Annotated in this window: 11 protein-coding genes and 1 tRNA gene; 8 read left to right on the plus strand and 4 right to left on the minus strand. The window is 60.1% G+C overall.

Annotated elements, in window-relative coordinates; all coding sequences use genetic code 11:
* Positions 1–18: 18 nt before the first annotated feature.
* Together HGP14_RS13280 and HGP14_RS13285 are read right to left on the minus strand one after the other, a co-directional pair.
* The gene (locus HGP14_RS13280) at positions 19–6,120 is read right to left on the minus strand and encodes a DEAD/DEAH box helicase (RefSeq protein WP_168830341.1); all 6,102 of its coding nucleotides are present in this window, start codon (positions 6,118–6,120) and stop codon (positions 19–21) included.
* Positions 6,117–9,518: an STY4851/ECs_5259 family protein gene (locus HGP14_RS13285; protein ID WP_168830342.1), complete on the minus strand. Its 3,402-nt coding sequence runs from the start codon at positions 9,516–9,518 to the stop codon at positions 6,117–6,119. Before HGP14_RS13285 ends, HGP14_RS13280 begins: the two co-directional genes overlap by 4 nt.
* A gap of 454 nt (positions 9,519–9,972) precedes the next feature.
* On the opposite strand from HGP14_RS13285, the gene HGP14_RS13290 reads away from it, so the two are divergent.
* Genes HGP14_RS13290 through HGP14_RS13300 form a run of 3 tightly spaced genes read left to right on the plus strand, consistent with a single transcriptional unit; the run spans position 9,973 to position 13,085 of the window.
* Positions 9,973–10,590, plus strand: coding sequence for a hypothetical protein (locus tag HGP14_RS13290; RefSeq protein ID WP_168830343.1), 618 nt, complete (start codon positions 9,973–9,975; stop codon positions 10,588–10,590).
* A gap of 41 nt (positions 10,591–10,631) precedes the next feature.
* Positions 10,632–12,566: an AAA family ATPase gene (locus HGP14_RS13295; RefSeq protein ID WP_168830344.1), complete on the plus strand. Its 1,935-nt coding sequence runs from the start codon at positions 10,632–10,634 to the stop codon at positions 12,564–12,566.
* Positions 12,567–12,578: 12 nt separating this feature from the next.
* Positions 12,579–13,085, plus strand: a complete 507-nt coding sequence (locus tag HGP14_RS13300) for a hypothetical protein (protein ID WP_168830345.1) — start codon at positions 12,579–12,581, stop codon at positions 13,083–13,085.
* Positions 13,086–13,099: 14 nt separating this feature from the next.
* On the opposite strand, the gene HGP14_RS13305 is transcribed toward HGP14_RS13300, so the two are convergent.
* Positions 13,100–14,686, minus strand: coding sequence for a PIN domain-containing protein (locus HGP14_RS13305; RefSeq protein ID WP_168830346.1), 1,587 nt, complete (start codon positions 14,684–14,686; stop codon positions 13,100–13,102).
* Positions 14,687–14,732: 46 nt separating this feature from the next.
* Between HGP14_RS13305 and HGP14_RS13310 the strand changes: the two genes are divergently transcribed.
* The 3 genes from HGP14_RS13310 to HGP14_RS13320 all read left to right on the plus strand — a co-directional run bounded on the left by HGP14_RS13310 (position 14,733) and on the right by HGP14_RS13320 (position 17,967).
* Entirely contained in the window at positions 14,733–15,890 is a 1,158-nt protein-coding gene (locus tag HGP14_RS13310; RefSeq protein WP_168830347.1) for a Shedu immune nuclease family protein, read from the plus strand.
* A 6-nt stretch (positions 15,891–15,896) separates the two neighbouring features.
* Positions 15,897–16,763 (plus strand): restriction endonuclease, encoded by an 867-nt coding sequence (locus HGP14_RS13315; protein WP_168830348.1) that lies wholly within the window; start codon positions 15,897–15,899, stop codon positions 16,761–16,763.
* A 454-nt stretch (positions 16,764–17,217) separates the two neighbouring features.
* Positions 17,218–17,967, plus strand: a complete 750-nt coding sequence (locus tag HGP14_RS13320; RefSeq protein ID WP_168830349.1) for a hypothetical protein — start codon at positions 17,218–17,220, stop codon at positions 17,965–17,967.
* Between the two features lie 105 nt (positions 17,968–18,072).
* Here the strand turns inward: HGP14_RS13320 and HGP14_RS13325 are convergent.
* Positions 18,073–18,149: transfer RNA gene (locus HGP14_RS13325), tRNA-Arg, on the minus strand.
* 414 nt (positions 18,150–18,563) lie between these two features.
* On the opposite strand from HGP14_RS13325, the gene HGP14_RS13330 reads away from it, so the two are divergent.
* Together HGP14_RS13330 and HGP14_RS13335 are read left to right on the plus strand one after the other, a co-directional pair.
* Positions 18,564–19,973, plus strand: a complete 1,410-nt coding sequence (locus HGP14_RS13330) for a circularly permuted type 2 ATP-grasp protein (RefSeq protein ID WP_168830350.1) — start codon at positions 18,564–18,566, stop codon at positions 19,971–19,973.
* Positions 19,973–20,917, plus strand: a complete 945-nt coding sequence (locus tag HGP14_RS13335) for an alpha-E domain-containing protein (protein WP_168830351.1) — start codon at positions 19,973–19,975, stop codon at positions 20,915–20,917. The genes HGP14_RS13330 and HGP14_RS13335 overlap by 1 nt, the downstream gene beginning before the upstream one ends.

Here is a 20,917-nt window from a genome sequence, read left to right on the forward strand (position 1 = left end):
TCCTCTAGTGAAAGAAGATCAGCTATCTTTTGACGCGACGATGTAAGTCGGGCCGTATCCAGACTTGGCGACAGAGACGCTCGACCGCGAAAGAGCCTCCGCCTGCCGTCGCGGCGAAGTCCTGAAGTCGTGTGCCACGAGATGTCCGGACGATGTCGTTCGCCATGCGCCGAAGCCCTGGTCGAATACGATGGTGGCGTTCGCTCCACCCTCGAAGGCGATGGTCATGTAACGTCCGTGTGGCACCTGAGCGAATTGAACCGTCAGATCGATCCCCTTGAGTTTGGCGTACTCGCTCATGACAGCTTCGGCGTCGACGCTGTGCCTCCAGTCATCGAAAATGCGCGAAGGCATGTTGAGCTTCCCGCCAGGTGCACCAGTCGAAAGCTCGACAGCGACCCCCGCCGCTCCCTTCAGCAGGCCTGCCACGGTATCGATGAACATCTTCGCAACGAGGGGCGACCTGATGTATGGATCGCTGTAGGAAATGCCTCGAATGGCTTGCGCCTTTGGTATTCCGACGCTCTCCAGACGAGCCCGCAGCCGGTTTGCCATGCCTCCACCGAAGAGGGAGAGGCTTCGGTCAAGTTCCGTGGTGATCCGCTCGAAGTGGGACGAGGCGGCGGGGAGAAGGCTTCCAAGCTCAACGACGGTAGTCTGAATTTCGGCATTCGCCGAACCCACGATTATCGGTGCCGACATAGGTTGGCCCCATTCTGGATTAGCCTCCCAAGATGAGGAATCTCGTGTCGCCCATACCTTCATGGCAGATTGGTACGCAACTGCGATACCAACGGTCAGACCATTGATCTCCGGCGCCGCGCCGGTGCGTAGAGGGCTGCCTCCCGCCTGCGCGAACCGTTGTCCAAGATCGTAAAGCGCCAGGCGGCCTGCGGTATCGCAACGCGAAACGAAACCGTCTGGTATCACTATCACCACGCGGTTCCCGAGGAACCGCCAGCGATCGAGATATGCCGTCGCATACCATTCGGACAGCCGTCCGGTGTCGGTAGTTTCGGGGAGAAATACGTAGACGGTCGGCTTTGCCGTTTCACGAAGGCTTCGCTCGACCTCGTCCACCAACGAGATCGAAATTGCCGCGTCCGGTGACAGGCGGTCCTCTTCTTCCAAGGCATCTTGAAAGGTAAGGTGGTTCAGCAGGAAGCGCAGGGCTGCCGAGCGGTCCAAGCCGCCGTCTTCGAAGGGTGCATCCGAGACCAGCACACATGCCGCGCATCCCGTAACGCAACCAGGATTCCGGCATTCAAGCACCTTGCGGGCTTCACCAAGGACCGCAGGGAGACGGCTGGCGATGGAAGCTGAAAAGCCTGCGCCGCCGGCAGCCCGGTCGAAGATCAATACCGACCGCGCATGTTGAGCGAGAAGCCCCTCCGATGTCTGAGTGGCGTAGCCCATTTCGTCCGCTTCGATACCCAGGATACGTGCGATACCCTCGCGCATCGCAATTACGAGAGCGGTCGCCGCAGGCTTCTTCAGCGAGGCGGACGGTTGAAGTTCGAATACGTCGGTAGAAATCTCGTAGCCGAGTTCCAGGTTTCGCCGTACCGCCCAGGCATTGTCATTCCCTTGGCATCGGGACGCATCTTCGCCCCGCTTCCAGCGGAGCGGTGGATGCTGCGCCAGCGGCGAACCTAGCGTGGGGTCGGCATCGCCATTCTCGAGAGCCTGATGATCCGGAGCCGCGCGGCCGCAATGCAAGCACAGCGCATAGCCGTTCTTCGTCTGTCCCCTGTTGCTATAGTAGACCGCTCCTTCGCGGCTGCTCCGGAAACGTCCCATCTCCGGAACCGCAAGGGAGGTCCATGGGCTCGCTCGCACGGAGACGCTCGGCTCCTCTGGAGCAACGTATGAAATTATATCCGTTTCCGCGTGAACCTTGTCGCGGACGTCGACTGAAAACCCCGCCGGCCGGATATAGGGTCGGTTCCAGACCGTAGCCGCGCAGACGGGGCATTCCGCCATACGACTGCGGGCCGTGTCGCTCGTGCCGCAGCGGTCGCACGACCAATGATACTTCAGACTCTGGACGTCCCGGATGTGTTCCTCGCTAGCGGGGCGCTTCCAATTCAGGAGGACGCCTGCCGACTTGTGAACGAGACCGTCGAGCACGATCTCCGACCCCGGCGCATAGTCCCTGATGGCCAGATCCAACGATCGCTGCGGACCCGTGAGCCTCTTCATCCGCCCTCCGTCCACAGAGTCTTCCTTCCGCGGCTTGTGAGGAAGGAACGTGACCACGCCGGTCGGAAAGCCGTGACCAGGGAGGAACCCGCGATCTGCTAGCGCGCTAAGAAGAAACTCGTCGCAAAGCCGTTTAAGCTCCATTCCCATGCGGCTCTTTCCGGCTTCCTTGACACCTTCGTCCTTTGCAAGCGCGAGAAGGCCGTCCCATTCGTTTTCGAAGTTGGCCTGCAGCTCGTCGATGATCGTTCGCGAGGCGTCGGTAAGGAGCGTCTCGCCCTCGAGCACGGAGTGCCGCACGAGCTTTTCGAGATCGGCCGTTACGGCGGCCGCCGTTGTCGGAGCAGCCAGCCAGTCCTTGAACATGGAGACTGGCCGCTCGGCCATAAGCGGTCGTGGATCACCGAGCCTCGCCGGCGTTCCCATAAAGGAGCCGATCGTCATTCGTAGTGCATCGCCACCGCGCTCCACCATGAAGCGGCGCAGAAGATAAGCGTTGACATGCCGTTGAACGATGGGGCGGCTGCTCAGGGCAACCTTCGGCGCCGCCATGCTCCTGTTGAGGTAACTGATCGGCGACGTGAACGCTTCGCGATCTAGTGGACGATCCCGACAGAACGTGAAGGCGAGCGAGTACGGCTGGCCGCGGCGGCCGGCACGTCCCACACGCTGCTTGTAGCTGGCCACCGACGGCGGTACGTTCGTCATCATCACCGTCGACACGGAGCCGATGTCCACGCCCATTTCCATGGTCGTCGAGCAGTTCAGAATGTTGATCTGGCCGTCCTTGAACATCTGCTCATAGCGACGCAGCAGAGCGCTATCTTGCTGGGCGGAGTGTTCCGCCGAGCGGGCGTAGTCCGCGAACATCGAGACGCGGTCGGTGATGTTGTTCCACGCGCCTCTGTTCCGAAGCGATGCAATGACGTCGGATTCTTCGAGCCATTTCTTTGTGGACGCGCGATCCCTAGTCAGATCGGGGCTTCCGATCAACGGATGCGGATGACGCGGGAGTTCGATGGCTTCGACCTGCCGACGGGCGCCATGTCGCGCGGTCCTTCCGAGAGGAGTGATCCCGAAAGGGGCGGCATCGAGAACCCGCCGTGTGAGGGGGCAGAGATAGGCCTGAACCACGGGAGCGATATACGCTTTGCGGAGATCGAGAGCGCGATGTGTCGGGTCGTTGCTGAATAACGGTTGGAGCTGCTGCCAAGCGCGGTCGAAGCATTCGAGGATGTCCGCTCGATGTTCGGGATTCGAGACGTCCAGACCGAGGCCGGTCATTAGAAGAAACTGCGGCGTCGATATCGCCCTGCCAGGTATCCCAGGCCATGTCTGACGCCGCCTATCGCCATCGGCCGATACCCCAGGTGCTAGCAGAGACCGAAGTTTTGCGCGCGGCGTTATCCAGCGCATGACGCCTTGCTGTACATCGACAACCGCGTTGGCGCGGAGGAAGAAGGTGGTCATGGCGTAAAGGAAGGCCCGCCAGTCCTCCATGGACTTTCCATACCGCGAGAAGGCGGACGGCATCGTCGTCAGGTCGTCGATCTCTTTGAAACGAAGGCGGGCCAGTCCCAGAGTTTCAACTGAAAGAGCGGTTCTTGGACGCCTCGCAAATTCCCGCATCAGCAGGAAGTCTGCGAGCCGGGCGTTATCATGGAAAAGAGAGTCATCGTCGCGCGGCTCCCAGACGTCCTTCAGCCAGTCGCTGACTTCCCTCGTCCGGCTCAGGCGTTCGACCATCTCCCCCCAACGGATGCCTTCCATGTTAGGTCCGCTCGCGTCGGCTAGCTTCTTACGTGCGTCGTCCAGCATGGATTGTAGCGCTGGAATGGGCGTCGCGGCGACCGCGGTCTCAAGAGCCTTGATCTGTGTCTCGAGCCCGACCTTGTCGATGGCGGCCCCCGATCTCATGGAGTCCTGGACAGAGTGGTAGACGAAAGAGCGCAGGAAGTTTCGTTCCGCTTCAGCCTGGACTTTAGCAGACATCCGCGCAGTGCCCTGTCGGCTGTCTGTAAAAGATAGCAGGCGGCGACCTTCGGATGGAACGGCTGCCGCTTTGCCGGAGGCGTCGACACCCTCGAGAAGGATAGGCGCGGCGTTGGCGATCATGAAGGGCGCACCGAAGCGCATGGGACGAAGTAGCTTGTCGATGCCGTTTCTGGATGGGGTGCTGCAGCAGGGGCAGGCATCGCCCTTAAGGTCGGACCCGACGGTGACCGTTTCGGTCGTCGCTGACGCTTCGATTGTCCATGTCGTGGTCGACAGATGCAGAGGCCGGAACCGGCCGCCCGTGGAAGGACCGATCAGGACCCGGCGTCGAAGTGCCACCTCTGTCGCTTCGTCAGGCTCAGCGTTTTCGTCGGCGTCGACCTCGTCCTGCTCGCGACCAGCTTCAAATTCGAACTCGTCCCTCTCCGCCACGCGGCGCGTCGGCAGGATCCGGTCGTTGGCAGCATCTTCCTCTGCTTCCAGGACGACGTCGCCGCAGTCGACACAGCTTATGACCTCGAGGACCGGAGCTTTGCAGGTTTGACACGTATCGCATCGGTCCAGGAAGATCTTGCCGAACAGCCATCCGTCGGGGGAATCCTTGCAGGCCGGGTTAATGCAACTCCATACGCCGGGCACCGCTCGCTCGAAGCTGTGTATGCGCATCGGCGCTAGCCGCTCCTCTTCGCCTGTCCTGGGGTGAGGCCGAGCCGCGGTAGAAAGCAAGGCAAGGAATTCGTCAGCATCGAGGCCGGCTGAACGGGCGACGCGTTCGAACTCCGCAAGGTTTTGGGGGGCCACGAAAAGTTGCTTTTCGATGAAATTCCAAACCGCCTCGTCGGCGGACAGCGCATCGAATAGCGACGACGGTGGCAAGTTCCTCAAGGTATCTGCAGGAGGCAGCTTTCCTCGCGCACCAGGACGGGCAGGGAGCTGCCTTTTTCCTTCGACTACGTGAACGTTGGCGTCCTTGATCCCTGCGACGTCCGCGAGGAAACGCTTCAACTGGTTCTGGACGTCGTCGCCGCTACCGATGGTCGCGGAGGTGGCTACGAAATGGACATCTTCCGGCTTGCAATCGAAGGCAAGCAGGACGCGTCGAAGGAGGAGCGCGATCTCCGCGGCCGCTGCTCCGACAAGCGAATGTGCCTCGTCCAGAACGATCCACTTCAGTTTCCCCTTGGACTTCTCGATTATAGGCTGGTCCTCGGAACGCGCCAGCATGTATTCGAGCATTGTGATATTTGTCACTAGAACGGGGGGCGGGCTTTCCCGGAGCTGCTCGCGGTCGACCTGCTGCTCGGGTGTGGCCCGGTGCAGACTTGCAGGCTGCGAGTTGGGCAGGTCGCCGTTGTACAGGCAGTATCGGACCTGTCCATCGAAGGGCCGCGTCCACGCAGATAGGCGCTCCCGCTGGCTCTCGATAAGGGCGTTGAGCGGATAGAGCATGATCGCCTGCACGCCCTCGAGCGGCGCCGACCGACCCTTCGCTTGCGAGACGAGGTCGCTGAGGATGGGGAAGAGAAAGCATTCCGTCTTGCCTGAGCCGGTGCCAGAAGTGACGAGGACAGATTGAGGGTTCCCCGTGCTCGAGAGATGTCTCCATGCCTCCAACTGGTGCTTGAACGGCTGGCGCTTCTTCGGGAAGCGGTAGTCGCTGCCATTTGGGAGGGCGTCTATTGCAGCAACGAAGTCGGGATGAAGGACCGATGGATCCACTCCGCCCATGTCGACGTCCGCCGGAACGAACGGATGTGCGCCTTCGACGATGGGCTGCTGGAGCAGGCCTCCCTCTGCCGTGGACGGCGAATTGAACATCGACCGCAGGTGGCCGAGCAACGCGGTGTTTCGTACGCTGGACTGAGAGAGGATCGCTTCGGCGGATCTGGCGCGGATGTCGGAGAGAGTATTGAACGGCTTCACGCCTGGACCTCATAGAATTTCAATAGATGCGGGTATGCGCACGACACAAAGTGCGCGTGTTCTCTTAGGGTTTTTCGCACGATCAGTTCTGTCGTGGCTGACAGGCTCAACCTTCCTGCCGCGATGGCCGCGAGCGCCGCAGGTGCGGCCATGCACTCGAATTCCTCGAAGCTGAAGCGGTGGAAATCGCTAGGGAGGCTAATCGCCGATTTCTTGAGGTCTTCGAGGACGGAGTTCCTTCCCAACGGCTTCTGCGTCTCGTCGTCATGCATCCTCTGACTTTGAACAAACCCCTGCAGCACCACGTCGAGGGACTGCTTTTCCAGCGGAGGGAATCCGGCGCGAACGAATACCGTGTCGAGAGCGGGCTCGATCTCAACCAGCTTTTCCCTTAGTCCCGTGAGGTGGGCCATGATCATTTGCACGCGCGAGTCCTCCGGCATCTGGGAGAGGGCCGCGTGGAGAGCGTCAGTCTCCGACATCAACGTCTGCGACCAGGTCGTTGACGGAAGAGCAAGCCACAGGAATGGAAGCTCCTGCTGCAGAGCCCATAAAGCTTGGCGATCTTGCGCGGGAGCGCTCAAAAGAAGTCGCAGTAGAGCCTTCGGCCGAGATGCAAGCTCCTGCAGAGCGACGAACCCGGTAGCGGGCATGCCGTTCAAGTTGACGGCCATGTCAACGAGCAGACGAACGTCGCTGGATGGAAGATTTCCCTTCGACAGGTCGTCCAAGGCTGCGCCCACCTCCACCTTCAATCGAGTATATTCGGTCTGGGCTAGAGCTGCCTGTAGCGGCGTCGTGGGATTGTCGCGCATCGGGCGGTTCACTACGAGCGGCCGGGCCACGATATCTGGCCCATCACGCAGATAGACCAGGCAAGGGCCATGGCACCAATCTGGAATCTCAAAGCTCCCATCGGGTTTTCGCTGAAGTAGGTGCTCTTTGGCCGGTTGAAGAATCATCTTTGCGACGGGAAGGGCGCTGAAATTTTCGCCGAACACGACGGCCCCTTCGACCATGACCGGGCGAGGGTATCGGTACTTCCGGAGACGTATCGGAATCCTTGTCTCGCCGAGAAACTCGAGTTCGAGCATGGCATCCTGATCGTTCATCGGCGCCATCATCTCCTGGACGGCCGGTTTCAAGGCGGCCAGAGGAAACTCCCCAGCAAATCGAAACTGCATGGAGTTCGAACGATCGTTTCGAGAAGAAAGGGTCAGCGTCGTCGCGTGCGGAGACGCAGCGATGGCACCGCGGAGCGCCGTCACGTCGATTGTCTGTCCGCCGCTCACCACTGAGCCGTCTGCAAGGATGATGGCGGCTTCGCGAACCTTCATAGGGACGCTTATCCTGAACGGGCGACCCACGGGCGGATGAAGAATCGCGTCAATGCGATATCTAGGTTTACCCACCACCGTAAACCGTAGTTCTCCCTCCGTTTTCCTCAGGGCGGTCATCTCATTCGTCACGTCGACGCGCCATCCAGGAAGCCGGTCGTGAACTATTCGCCCTTCCTGCGCGCCGACCATCTCCCCGTGTATACGGCCTCCCGAAGGAACAATCGCTATTCTTCGGCGCTCTAGCTGGATGTCTGCATTTGGATCCCGCCAGGAAATTTCATAAGAACCTGCCGAAGTGATCTTTCGATCCGTGATCGGTCTCCATCGATCGTCCACCGAGCGGATCAGAAGTTCTCCGGGCACCGGGGCTCGTGTAGCGCCTTCGGACAGGATGCCGAGCGTGACGGGTCCTGCCAAGGTTTCGATGCCATCTTCTGCGTGTATCGAGACCTCGCCCGCGGACGAAAGGTTCAGAGACTCCTGGCGGGCCTCCTTGTTGGCCTCGATCCGGTAGCGCTCGCCCGGCGCGGCGCCCGGCTTCATAAAGTAGACGGTGCCGGTGACCTCGTGCAGAACTCCTTCGTCTTCAGCATTCCAAGTCGGACCAGGCTCTGCCCCTTCCGAGGGAACTGCCTTCCACTCCCTGGGGACAAGTACGTAAATCTTGTTGGCGGGTAAGCTCGCGGACCCCGTCTTTACTAGACGTAACGTCTTCGGCGCATCGCTCTCTGTGACCTCTATCGGCAGGAACGACAAGACTCGTGAGGTGACCCCGGCACCGCCCGGCCAGGCGACTGGGAAAACCTCGGAGCCGCAGGTCAGATTGACTGTGACGGTATGCGCCAGGGAGATACCGACGAGAAGCTTGTCGAGCGACGTCATTGATCTGACGCGCCACTTCGGTTGATCTTCCGTTGGCGGCTCGAAGAGTGCGATGTGGCTGGGAAGGTAGTTGGCGAGTTGTCCGGAAGGGCTCGCCTTCCAGCGTCCGACACCAGAGAGGCCCGGCAGCGTGCCTGATGAGACTTCGCCATCTGCGGTAAGGGAAACCGCCGGTCGCCAGACACCGGCCTCGAACTTGAGATAGCGGTCCAAGGTGATCCCGGAACCGCCCGCCGGGCCAGCCTTTTCGACAAGTAGCCCGCTCAGCAGGCGCCTCGCGATCCTGTCGTCGTCGCCGGGAATGTAGATCGGGAGCGAATCCTTCCAGTCCGGGTGCTGGGCGTCGAGAAACGATAGTGGGTCGACGCCGGTCGGTCCTTGATCCGCGATGCGCTTCCATTCGACGAGTTTCAGGATAAGTTCACAACAGAGATCGATGAACCCGTCTTGCCGGAATGAAATTCGAATTTCGTTGGACATGTCGCCGGCGAACCCCCGTACATGGTCACGGTTGCCGTCGGCTAGAGCGAACCTCATCAGTTTTCGGAGATATTCTGCCAGCCACGATGAACCATATTCCGAGATCACGTGAGCCGAGATGCCGCCTTCGATCGCAATCGTAAGCAAGAACTCTGTTGCCGTCTCCGATTTGATCAGCGAGCGCTTCCAATAGTTGAGCCCAACCTCCACGAGGTTCCGACGGCGGCTATGGGGAATGGTGCTGAATACATCCGGCGCAAGGGCATCCCAGCGAAGGAAGAATGATGTCGCTTCGCGCCGAAACCACTCCGCGCAGAAGGCCACAAACAGACTTGCCGCCGGACCATCGTCCCGATCAAGTCTGGATCTCGACGCCTTGAGAAGTAAGCGTGCGCTCTGATATTCGGCATCCGACATTCGATATTGATGGAGAGGACGCCCGTCGGCTGCGGACATGCGGCGGCTCAGGAGAAAAGCCTTCAGCCAGGCAGCAACAGGATCTCCTCTCGAATTAGTCTGCGCGGCCTTTCGGAGGTTGGTAAGGACTTGCACCACCTCTATTTGGAGGTCGAACGCCTCGTCTGTGTCGCGGCTATTGAGTTCGCGGTTCAAGGCATCGAGCTGGACTAGATCGTCTCTGTTTCGCGCGAACTCGGTCCTCAGCTCCGCGTCGGTGTATCCCCTCAGACGCAACATCTTTCCCCCGGTTGCATCGTAGTTTCCTCAACAATAGTTATCTTAAGTTGAATCGGTTTCGCAATATCTTGCATCACCAATAGTTTGCGGCATCGACTGGCCGGCGGGAAGTCGGAGAATGGCGCTTAGGGGAAAGCGGATAATTCGGGCTGGTATTTCAGATGGGTTACGGCGACCAGCTAAGCTCGCGGTCGAAAAATCCGAAAGATCCTGACCTGTCGGGCGAGAGGCCCCCGAGAATACATCGGCGTGACTTCGGAGGAGCAGCAGGTGCGCCGCGACCTCGGGCTGGGTTTTTTGCGTTCATGCCGGCTTGACGCCCGCCGCCTTGTTCTCTATCTGTTCCACCATCATGTTCCACATCGCCCGCTACGCCTCGGCACGAATACGCTGACCGACTGCCGGACCTGCTCGTCCGGCGTCCGCCTATCTGTATCGTGTTCACGAGGGTGCCATGAAGAGCATTCCCTACGAGAGGCCGCCGGGCGATGTCGTCCAGCGAAACGAGCCTCCTCGCTTCTACTATCCGCTTGCCACCGTCAAATGCGTCGGCTCTCCGTTCTTCCGGAGCCAGGACGCCCGCGACTTCGCATGCCTTCTCGATGTCGATCCGGACGTCGCCCGATGGACGTGCGATGGCGTCGAGCTTTCCTATGGTGGAGAAACCTATCGCGTCGACTTCGTCGTCACCGGGAAGGACGGCCGAACCTTCATGGTCGACGTCGCCGAAGTCTCGCCGAGGCCGCCCGACTGGATCGAGATTGCCCTCGGCCGGCTGGGTCACGCCTACCGTCCGGTCTCCATGCACGACTTCGTCGACGGCAACCGGCTTGCGAACGCCAAAGACCTCCTTCGATACGGCTTCTACAGATGTCCGCTTGGCGACCGCGTGCGAATCCTCGCCGCGCTCGACGAGATGGGATCGCTGACCGTGGCCGAAGCGCTGTCTGCCTTCCGGGAGGGGCGGCCGATGGCCTGCCTCGCCGCGCTGATCCTGCAAGGATTCCTGGAGGTCGATCTGGACGACGCCCTGATCGGGCCAGAGACGGCTGTCCGCCGGATACGGGACTGAGACTGCCCATGTTGTCTCAACTCGTAATCCAGGACAGGTCCATGAAGAACCACATTACCCCGCGGAGGCGCTTCGGCCTTCCCGAACAGCTCGCCTACGCATCGATCAGGAGCGCCATCCGGCCGCTGCTCAGGGCGGACGCGTTCGTCGCCGTCGTCGTCGTCCCGCCCGGCGCCGACAACGGCCCATACTTCCGAGCGGCCGACGCCATGCTCAGCAGCGGCAACCGCTACAGGAAGACCGCCGCTATCGTCGACTTCGACCCGAAGCGGCCGCTGAACTCGGCGAAGGAGATTGCGAGCGCGCTCGACGAGAAGAAGGTCGTCCTCCTATTTCCGGACGAGGCTTCGATCACGGTTGCCGCCAGGCTCGCCGCCGATGTTGTCGTTCATCTGAAGCCGCCGACCATCGGGCAGGTGAAGGGCGTCTTTCGTTCACTCTACGGCGGCCGACTAACCGACCAGCAGGCGGAAATCTTCCTGCTTGTCGACGAGGAGATGCAGCGTGCGGTCGTCCGGCCAGGGCGGAGCGTCGGCCGTATGCTGGCCCAGCTCGTCATGCGTCCCGAGGCTCCGCGTGACGTACGCAAGCCGCCGCCTGGACGGTCATTCGAAGAGGAGGAGGAGCTTCGCCTCGAATCCATGAGCGGCTACGGCGAGGCTCGCCAGTGGGGACTGCAGGTGAAGCAGGATCTCAAGGACTGGAAGGACGGTCTTATCCCGTGGAGCGACGTCGACCGAGGCCTCCTGCTGTCCGGGCCGCCGGGCGTCGGGAAGACCATCTTTGCGGAGGCGCTCGCGAACACGTGCGGCGCGAAGCTCGTCGTCGGCTCCGCTGCCCGATGGCAGGCGAAGGGCCATCTGGGAGACATGCAGAGGGCCATGTTCAAGGCGTTCGAGGACGCCCGAAAGGCAGCGCCCGCGATCCTGTTCATCGACGAGATCGATGGATTCACCGACCGCGAGAGCGACCACGGCCACAACAGCAGCTACGTCCGGCAGGTGATCAACTCCTTCTTGGAATGCCTCGACGGCACGGTCGACCGGGAAGGCGTCGTGGTCGTCGGCGCCTGCAACAATCCTGCCGTCATCGATCCGGCGATCCTCCGTCCGGGTCGCCTAGACAATCATGTCCGACTGCCACTGCCGGATGCCGAGGCACGTGTCGGAATCCTTCGCCACCACTTGCGCGGCGACCTTCCGGACGAGGACTTCTCCCAGTTCGCCGAAGACAGCTTCGGCCTGACCGGCGCGGACATCGCCCGGATCGTGCGGCTGGCCCGCCGCGTCGCCCGGCGAGACCGCAGGGCGGTCACCGTCGCGGACGTCATGGGAAGCCTTCCAGGCCGCGTGCCGCTCTCGGAGAAGTTCCGCTGGGCACTCGCGATCCATGAACTCGGCCATGCCGTCGTCGCGGTCGCCACGGGCGCCCGCAAGGTCTGGGGCGTCTCCATCGAGAGCAGGGCGTCGGCCTCGCTGGAGCGTCAGATCCTTGGCGGCGCCGTGCTCGAAGGAGGAGACCTTGCGAACAACGGCAAGCAGTTCTATCTCGACAACATCGCGATCCACATGGGCGGCATGGCAGCGGAGCAGGTCTTTGTCGGTCATCACGGCGACGGGGTCGCGTCCGACCTCGACGGGGCGACGCGCATCGCGATCATCCTCGACCGCCACCTCGGTATGAACGGCATGCTCGCCTCGTGGCCGGCGGGCGTCGACGAGCGGCTGATCGACAGCGCCCGCCGGGTGGACGACCCGCTGCTCAAGAGGATCGAACCCGTCCTGCAGGAGCAGCTCGCACGCGCGAAGACGATCGTCGAATCCTATCGGACTTCGATCGAGGGCCTCTGGCTCGAGCTGATCGGGGCAGGGCATCTGACGGGACAGCAGATCGTCGACGGCCTGAAGCCGGACGACCCCAAGGACATGCCGACGCCGAAGACGCGCCGGAAGATCAGACAACGGCTGCATGGATAAAGGAGAGACAGCATGAGAATCGAAGCCATAATGACTACCGGCCCTCAGAATGTCACCGGCTGGAAGGGCCTGAGCGACGCCGCCCACTTCGAGCGACTGAGGACGGCCCTGTTCCGGGCGAGGGCGCGCGGCCGCTTCGACCGCGCGGCCGCCGACCGCATCCTGGACGATCTCCGACATGTCGCCTACCGGCGCGGTCGCCAGGCAGCGGAGGTCTTCCAGTTCCTCGACCAGGACTTCATCGACGCGGACGAAGACCTGTCGATGGCTCAGGACGACCTGAACCGGATGTCGAGAAATCTGCCGTTCCTTCGGGAGGTTACGGCCGTTATCGAAGGAATCGAATCCATACGGGATGAGCTGACGGATGAAGCGCGGGTCTTCTTCGGGTGGCGGCCGTATGCGCAGAAGTGGGCGTTTCCGAATCCTGTGTGGAGCGAGCTGCGGACGGCGTACCAAGAGGGCAGGGATGATGCTGACAGAATAGGTTCACCTTGTCCGGTCTTTGCTGACCATTGACCACGCTGACGACACTACGGTGCTGTAGCGAATTCCCCTTCGCGGAAGATATCGTAGATGAAGGCAACCTCATCGTGATCGTCGCCTCGCGTATCGTCCAAGATCCTGGTGATGCGCCCCACGAGCAGTTCTCCGCGGGTGTTCAGGGCCATGAAGGCTTCTCCGAAACCGATCCTGTAAGAGCTCGACGTCGTGTCAAAATCTTCGATTTGAACAGACTGACCCGGTGCGACGTCTTTTAGGCGCGCGATACGCGAGGTTGACCCGCTTCTGAGGAAATAGATAGCCTCCTGACTAGCTTTGCTGAACCTTAGATCAACCGACAGACCGTTTTGATCAACGGATATGCACCCGTCGTGTGTTGAGTAGTCGAACTCAGCCGATTTGACACGCTGACGTCTTACCGCCGTGACGATCCCTACGGTCTTAATGACTGGTGCGCTTTGGACGGCGTTGTTGGCTGCACGCTCAACCGCCTTGACCTCTGAGACCACTTCTGCGGCAACCTTCATTTCCTCGAGCAGCTCTCCGAGGGTCGATAGCCTGATGCTTTTCCCACCCGATGCCCTCCGGTACTCGTCGACGAGTTCCGGTCGCGGATATACCCGCTCTGCGTCCGAGCGAACGAACCAATCGGCCTTTTCCTCACCGGTAACGAAGATAAGGTCCTTCTTGTGATTAGCGCCGAGCTTCAACAGAACCTTCCAGATCAGGAAATCGCCAACCCCGGTGTCATCCTTTCCGGAATCCTTGTAACCTGGCGGTGTCTTATTCGACCGCCGGGTCTCCCACTCCTTGAGGAGCGCCTCCCGGCTTTCGCTTAAATCCACGATTCGCCCGTCGGCAAGGACTTCGTTATAAACGAGCGAGACTGGATCGGTGCCCCTCCAGTCGCGCATCTTGGTCAGAATCTTATCCTGAGCCTTTCGATATTCCTTCCATGCCGAGGAAAGCTTTTCAGAGGCTGCGGTGACGTCCTCGTAACCCTCGACACCGTCGAGAAGGGGCGAGAGCTTCTGCTCGGGGAGTTGCACACGGGAAGTCTTGTCGCGCAGAGCCTTGAGCATGTCCGCGAGCTTCCTGTCTCGGTTCTTGATGAACTCACGGGCGACACGATCGGCAACGAACAAACGGTTGGACTCGGCAAGTTCCTTGAGAACCTTCGCCAACGCAGTGAGATCCTGGCTGCCAATGTTGTAGGGAAGAAGCAGCGCATTCGTGTCGAAGGAAACGAGCGTGTCGGCATGATCGGCTGAAGGCACATGCGATGGCGCGAATAGCGACTTCGCATCGGGATACAAGTCCTCGAGAAGGAATACTGGCTGCCCGTCTTCCGTGATCGAGTTGACAGCAGGTCCCGAACTATTTTTGCCGGCTGTCTTTTGCTCACCCTTATTCGTCATCCGCTCCACTCTTGAATCCTTGGCCCCAATGCATTCAACCTTCGCCGCGATGGAAGTGCAATCCTTCAATGGCGTATACCATCGGCCAGCACACCGCTCCCGGATCGACCATTGGTTTGGTGCATCTTTGAGAGAAGAGCCAGATGCTAATTGTGGAGAGCAAGTATCGAGCCCGCTCTTTAGTTGTGATGCAAGCACTGACGTGATCTATTCCTGTCCGACACGATCTGCTGGATGTCCGGGAATGAGCGATGACGACGCGAAGTTCTTCGAGCTTCGGAAGGAAGGAAAAGCTTACCTCAGCAAGGTTTTCGAGCACGGCTCGATCAATCCCGAGCGCCGACGGCTGATCCGAACTGTCATGGAAGGAACCGAGAAAGTGCTTCTCGGCGAGATAGAAGGATCCATGTGTCTCCGGATAACCGGCGAGAAGCGGAAGACGCAGGTTACGGCCCTCGTCAGCCAGGACGACGGTGGCATTCGTCGGGTCACGTTAGAAACCTTCCAGAACCGTGCAGGCGACTGGTACCAGGGCTACGAGAAGGACTCGTTCACATTCCGCTCGGATGAATTCGAACGCTTGCTTGCATTCCTGGAGAGCATCAAGTTCATTGATCGCTCGAACGAGGGAACCTTCGACGTTCGGGACGTGTCTGTTGGCACCGGCCCGAAGATCATCACCGATGCTTCCGACCACGCGCTCCTGACAAGGATTCGACGGCTCGACCCGCAGGAGCGAGAGCGGCTCTTGCGGGACGTGCAGCCTGACCTTAGCCAGAACGAGATCAACCTGCTACTAGGGCGGCGCCAGGGCCTTGAGGAGTTTGAGCGTGAACTCGCCGAGGGATCGTGGTCGGAAACGAGCTGGCAAGACTTCTTCGAGCGGCAAAGCTGGGTCTTTGGCTACGGTCTCGATTACCGGATCATGCGCCCGTTTGATCGGGAGATGGTTGTCGGTGCCGGGGGGACTGATGATCGGGACCGGCCGACCATCGACTACTTGATGAACTTCACCGACTATTCTGTCCTCGTTGAGATCAAGCGGCCGGAGACTCCGATTTTCGCGCAGCGCCGGGCAGGACGATCCGGCACTTGGCGCTTTAGCAACGAGTTCATGGACGCCGTCTCTCAGGTTCTGGAGCAGAAGGCAGAATGGCTTTTGCAAGCCCAGACGGGACAGAACCATGATAAGTCTGGGGAACGAAGGCTTAAGACAAGAACCCGCGATCCGAAGGCGATCCTCGTCATCGGCACCTCGACCGAGATCGCGGCTGTCGGCAGCCTTAGAGATGCTGAGGTTCGGCGCGACACGTTCGAACTCTTCCGGCGGGATACTCGAAACCTGGACATCGTCACCTTCGACGAACTCCTGGATCGTGCCCGTTTCATAACCCGAGACTGATGTCACATGACCCTCCGCCCCATAGAAGCCAAGCTCGTCGATGATCTTTTCGTCCAAGGAGGATACGTTCTCAACTTTACGAACCAGACCTTCTCCGAATTCTTCCGAGATGAGGTCGGCGTGGAAATCTATGATGATGTCTACGGCTTCCGCGGAAATTCGAAAGGCAAGCGTCTCGTCGCCTTCACGCAGAAGGCTCAGCCGCGGGCCATTGCAAAGGCTCTGGCGGGATTATGGGAATATCTGCAGGCTGACCGCCCCGACAATGCCACCGACGACAATCGGAAGAAGCTCAGCGCGATCATCGAGCGGCTTGGGGGGCGTCCGCTGCTTGGCGCCGCTGTGGTCGAGGAACCCAAGGTCACGCAGCCGCTACGCCCTGCGGAGGGCATCCTCGCTGCGTTGGAGTCCGAATTTCTCGCGCTCGAGGCGATGACTGACCGACCTCAGGAACGAGGGTACGCATTCGAGCGTTTTCTGAAGCGATGGTTTGACACCTGGGGGTTGGATGCCCGTGCGTCCTTCAGGACTATCGGTGAACAGATCGATGGATCTTTCCAGCACGACGGCACGACATACCTCGTCGAGGCGAAATGGCATCGCGCGCAGACTGACGCAGCAATGTTGCATTCTTTCCAAGGAAAGATTGAAGAGCGAACCATTTGGACCCGTGGCCTACACGTTAGCCACGCCGGCTATTCCGCCCCGTCCTCGGCTGCATTTACCTCGAGGCGTGTCATTTTGATGGACGGTCAGGACATCTACATCGCGCTCAACAGGCGCTTGGATCCAGGGATTGTGATCCGTGAAAAGGCGAGAGCGGCTTCAGAGCGGAAGAACCCATTCGCTAAGGTGCTGGAGCTCTTCCCGTAGGCGATGGCGAGGCAACTGCAATCAAGCGCAGTGCTTCGGGGCCCTTAGCGTCTTTACCAACCTGTCAACAATCGGTCCGTACCGCTTCTGCTGCGCGGCCGGGTACTCCAGCGTGAAATTCCCCGTGGCATCGTCACACAGTGCGATCTGGCGCATGTAGATGATGCGGTCGCCCTTCACCCCGGACAGGCTTGCCCACGACGCTCCTCGAACGACGGCCAGGATGGATTGTTCATCGGCCTGCGAAAAATCATGAGAAGCCAGGCGTCATCTTGAAAGACCGCGCGGAACCTACGGCCTTTGTGCCTTGCCGTTCACCGCTCCATCGTCTCCGGAAAAGGAGCGGGTGGAGCAAATGGGACAGGATAGCAGGCTTCTCGGATCTTTTCGACATGGCTTCGCTCCTCCCGGCGCCGAAGTGACGACGGCAAGACGCGAAGCGACGAGGGAACTTATGCGCGCGTTCGAGGACGGCCCGAGCCTCGAACGCTTCTCACTTCTGCGTGATGCCGCTCTCGTGCTTGCGGACGTGTTCTACATGATCCGTAAGCAGCAGAAGCCGGAGTGGTTCTACACTTCCGGAACGATGTCCCATCCGACCCCGCACATCGCACGAGGCCTCAGAAGGGCTTTCGAACAGATCGCATCTGCGTGCGACCGGCGGGACGTGGGGCAGGTGGTCGAGCGCTTGAACGCTATGCGAGTTGCTCCGACTAGGCTCGAGAACTTCCTCGCTTCCACACGGGCTCGCGATCCGATCCCACCCTTCGACGATGCGAAGTGGATATACCTCGCCCGAAACAAGACGGAATGGGGCGTCGTCAATCTTGGAGAGATCGAGGGTCGTGTGCAGGAGGCTCTTCGGGAATTGGAAGAACTCAATCCGCATTTCGGGAGATACAATCTCGCGGCTGCGTGGCGAGTTCACGATCTCCGGGCAGGATATGCGATCTCAGCCATGGCGCTGCAACCCTGGTTCATCCAGACTGACTTCTACGACTTCAGAGATTTCGATCACCTCGCCGACATGCGCAAGAAGGTGACCAACGCGTTGCAGAACTACCGTCTGCTGGACGGCGATCCCCCGTACGTATCGTCGTCGTGGTCTTCTGAGTTTTTCAGAAACCACACCATGCGTCTTGAACTTGATCCGGTGGGGGTCGACGATGACGACCATGAGGCCGGGCCAGGATTCGAACCCTAGTGCAGAGCTGAGACGAATTCAGCGTCAGTCTAAAATTGACGGTCTGCCAGTCCAAGATTTTGGGTGGTCAGTCTAAAATTATGCGACGCGCGAGATCGTGAATGGTGGCGCACCCGACAGGATTCGAACCTGTGACCTTTGGAATCGGAATCCAACACTCTATCCAGCTGAGCTACGGGTGCATGCCTGAGGCGGTTTGAATCGCCTGTCCGATGCGTGGTTCTTAGCCTAGCTTCTCCTGCGCTTCAATCTCCAAAATGGAAAAGTCCCCCGTTCTTGCGATCAGTGGGCTTGATATTCTCGGCCGATCCGTTCGGGTCTGCGTCGGCGCTGGCGAAACGAGCCCTGGGGAGCGCACAGTGCCTGGGGAGCCGCAGCCGTTATTTGGGCAGGATCCCGAGCGGAAAATAATCACATGCCCAGTCTTTGGCCGCCACACCCCAAGCGAGTTCTTGCGCCTTTGCCTCGTGCCGTTGCCGGCTCCCGATTTTTCACGGGTTTTGGCATTTGAATACGCCTTGCCGTTCCATTTTGCATGGTTCTTGCATTGCCCTTTGCATTGTATTCAAATGAACAAAAAAAGGGGAGCCACACCTTTGGCGTTCGATGAAATGATCACCGGGAATGAAAGTCCCCGTCAGCCATATGAGAAATACTTCGAGTGGTACAATGCCCAAGACAGGGCGCATCTGATTGCCAAATCCCGCGACGCGGAGAACATCTTCAGGAAGACCGGCATCACCTTTGCGGTATACGGACACGCGGATTCCTCCGAAAAACTCATCCCCTTCGACATCATTCCCCGCATCATCTCCGGCCGCGAGTGGCGCAAGCTCGCCCAAGGCATCGAGCAGCGGGTGATCGCGCTCAATGCCTTCCTCGACGACATCTACCACAAGCAGGAGATCATCCGGGCGGGCCGCATTCCGCGCGAACTGATCGAGAAGAATGAGGCGTTCCTGTCCGAGATGATCGGCTTCCGCCCGCCCGGCGGCGTCTATACGCATATCGTCGGCACCGACATCGTGCGCACCGGCGAAGATCAGTTCTACGTGCTGGAGGACAATGCCCGCACGCCTTCCGGCGTCAGCTACATGCTGGAGAACCGGGAGACCATGATGCACATGTTCCCGGAGCTTTTTCACGAGAACAAGGTGCAGCGCGTCGAGGACTATCCGTATCTGCTGCGCCAGTCGCTTGCCTCGCTCGCCCCTCCCGGCTGCAAGGGCAAGCCGCGCATCGCGGTGCTGACGCCCGGTATCTATAATTCCGCGTACTACGAGCATTCGTTCCTCGCCGACATGATGGGCGTGGAGCTGGTCGAAGGGGCGGATCTGCGCGTCCTCGACGGCAAGGTGAAGATGCGCACGACCCGCGGCTACGAGGCGATCGACGTGCTCTACCGCCGCGTCGATGATGACTTCCTAGATCCGCTGACGTTCCGCGCCGATTCCGCCCTCGGCATTCCGGGCATCATGGATGTCTACCGCTCCGGCAACATCACCATCGCCAATGCGCCCGGCACCGGCATCTGCGACGACAAGGCGATCTACTCCTACATGCCGGAGATCGTGGAGTTCTATACCGGCCGGAAGGCGCTTCTCGAGAACGTGCCGACCTGGCGGTGCTCGGAAGCCGGCAGCCTGAAATATGTGCTCGAGCATCTGGACGAACTCGTCGTCAAGGAGGTCCACGGCTCGGGCGGCTACGGCATGCTTGTCGGCCCGACGGCTTCCAGGAAGGAGCGCGCCGACTTTGCGGAAAAGCTGAGGGCGCGGCCGAACAACTATATCGCGCAGCCGACGCTTTCGCTTTCGACCGTGCCCATCCTCGTCAACAAGGGGATTGCACCGCGCCACGTGGACCTGCGTCCCTATGTGCTGGTCTCCGATAAGGTACAGATCATTCCCGGCGGTCTGACCCGCGTCGCACTGAAGCAAGGCTCGCTGGTCGTCAATTCGAGCCAGGGCGGCGGCACCAAAGACACCTGGGTATTGGAGGACTGATGCTCGGAAGAACTGCAAACGGACTCTACTGGATGTTCCGTTATATTGAGCGCGCCGAGAATATCGCGCGCCTTATCGATGCCGGGCTGCGCATGTCGCTGACCAGAAGCGGTGACGGCGATGATGACTGGGACGGCGTGCTGCAGAGTGCCGGCGTTCGAGAGGCCTACGAGGAGGTTCACTCCAAGATTACCCGGGCCGATGCGATCGACTACCTGCTGCGCGACCGCTCGAACCCGTCGAGCGTCATGTCCTGCATCGACTACGGTCGCAACAATGCGCGCATGGTCCGCACGGCGCTGACGCGCGAAACCTGGGAGGCGACCAACGAATTCTGGATCGAGCTCAAGGGGCTGCTCTCCAAGCGCCTGAAGGCGGCCGAGATGCCCGAGGTCATCGATGTCATCAAGCGGCGGGCGGGGCTCACCCGCGGGGCGTTCCACGGCTCGATGCTGAGGAACGAGCTTTACAACTTCGCCCGCATCGGCACGTTCATCGAGCGGGCGGACAATACGAGCCGCATTCTGGACGTGAAGTATTACGTGCTGCTGCCCTCTGTTTCGCAGGTCGGCTCGTCCATCGACAACGTCCAGTGGGAATCGATCCTGCGCTCGGTTTCGGCGCACCGCTCCTACAGCTGGGCCTACGATGCGGAATACAAACCGGTCAACATCGCCGACTTCCTGATCCTCAATGGCCAGATGCCGCGTTCGCTGGCCTATTGCTACGAAAAGATCGTCAGCAATCTCGGTTACATTTCGCGCAGCTACGGCGGTGAACGCTTGCCTGCTCATGATACGGCGGACGCCATCCGAACCTCGTTGCAAGCAAGGCAGATCAAGGATGTCATCGATCAAGGACTGCATGAGTTCCTCGAGGATTTCGTCAATCGCAACAACCAGCTTGGTATTGAAATTTCCGAGGGTTACCGGTTCTACGTTTAG

The sequence above is a fragment of the Rhizobium sp. P32RR-XVIII genome, assembly GCF_012641395.1.
Classification (GTDB): domain Bacteria; phylum Pseudomonadota; class Alphaproteobacteria; order Rhizobiales; family Rhizobiaceae; genus Rhizobium.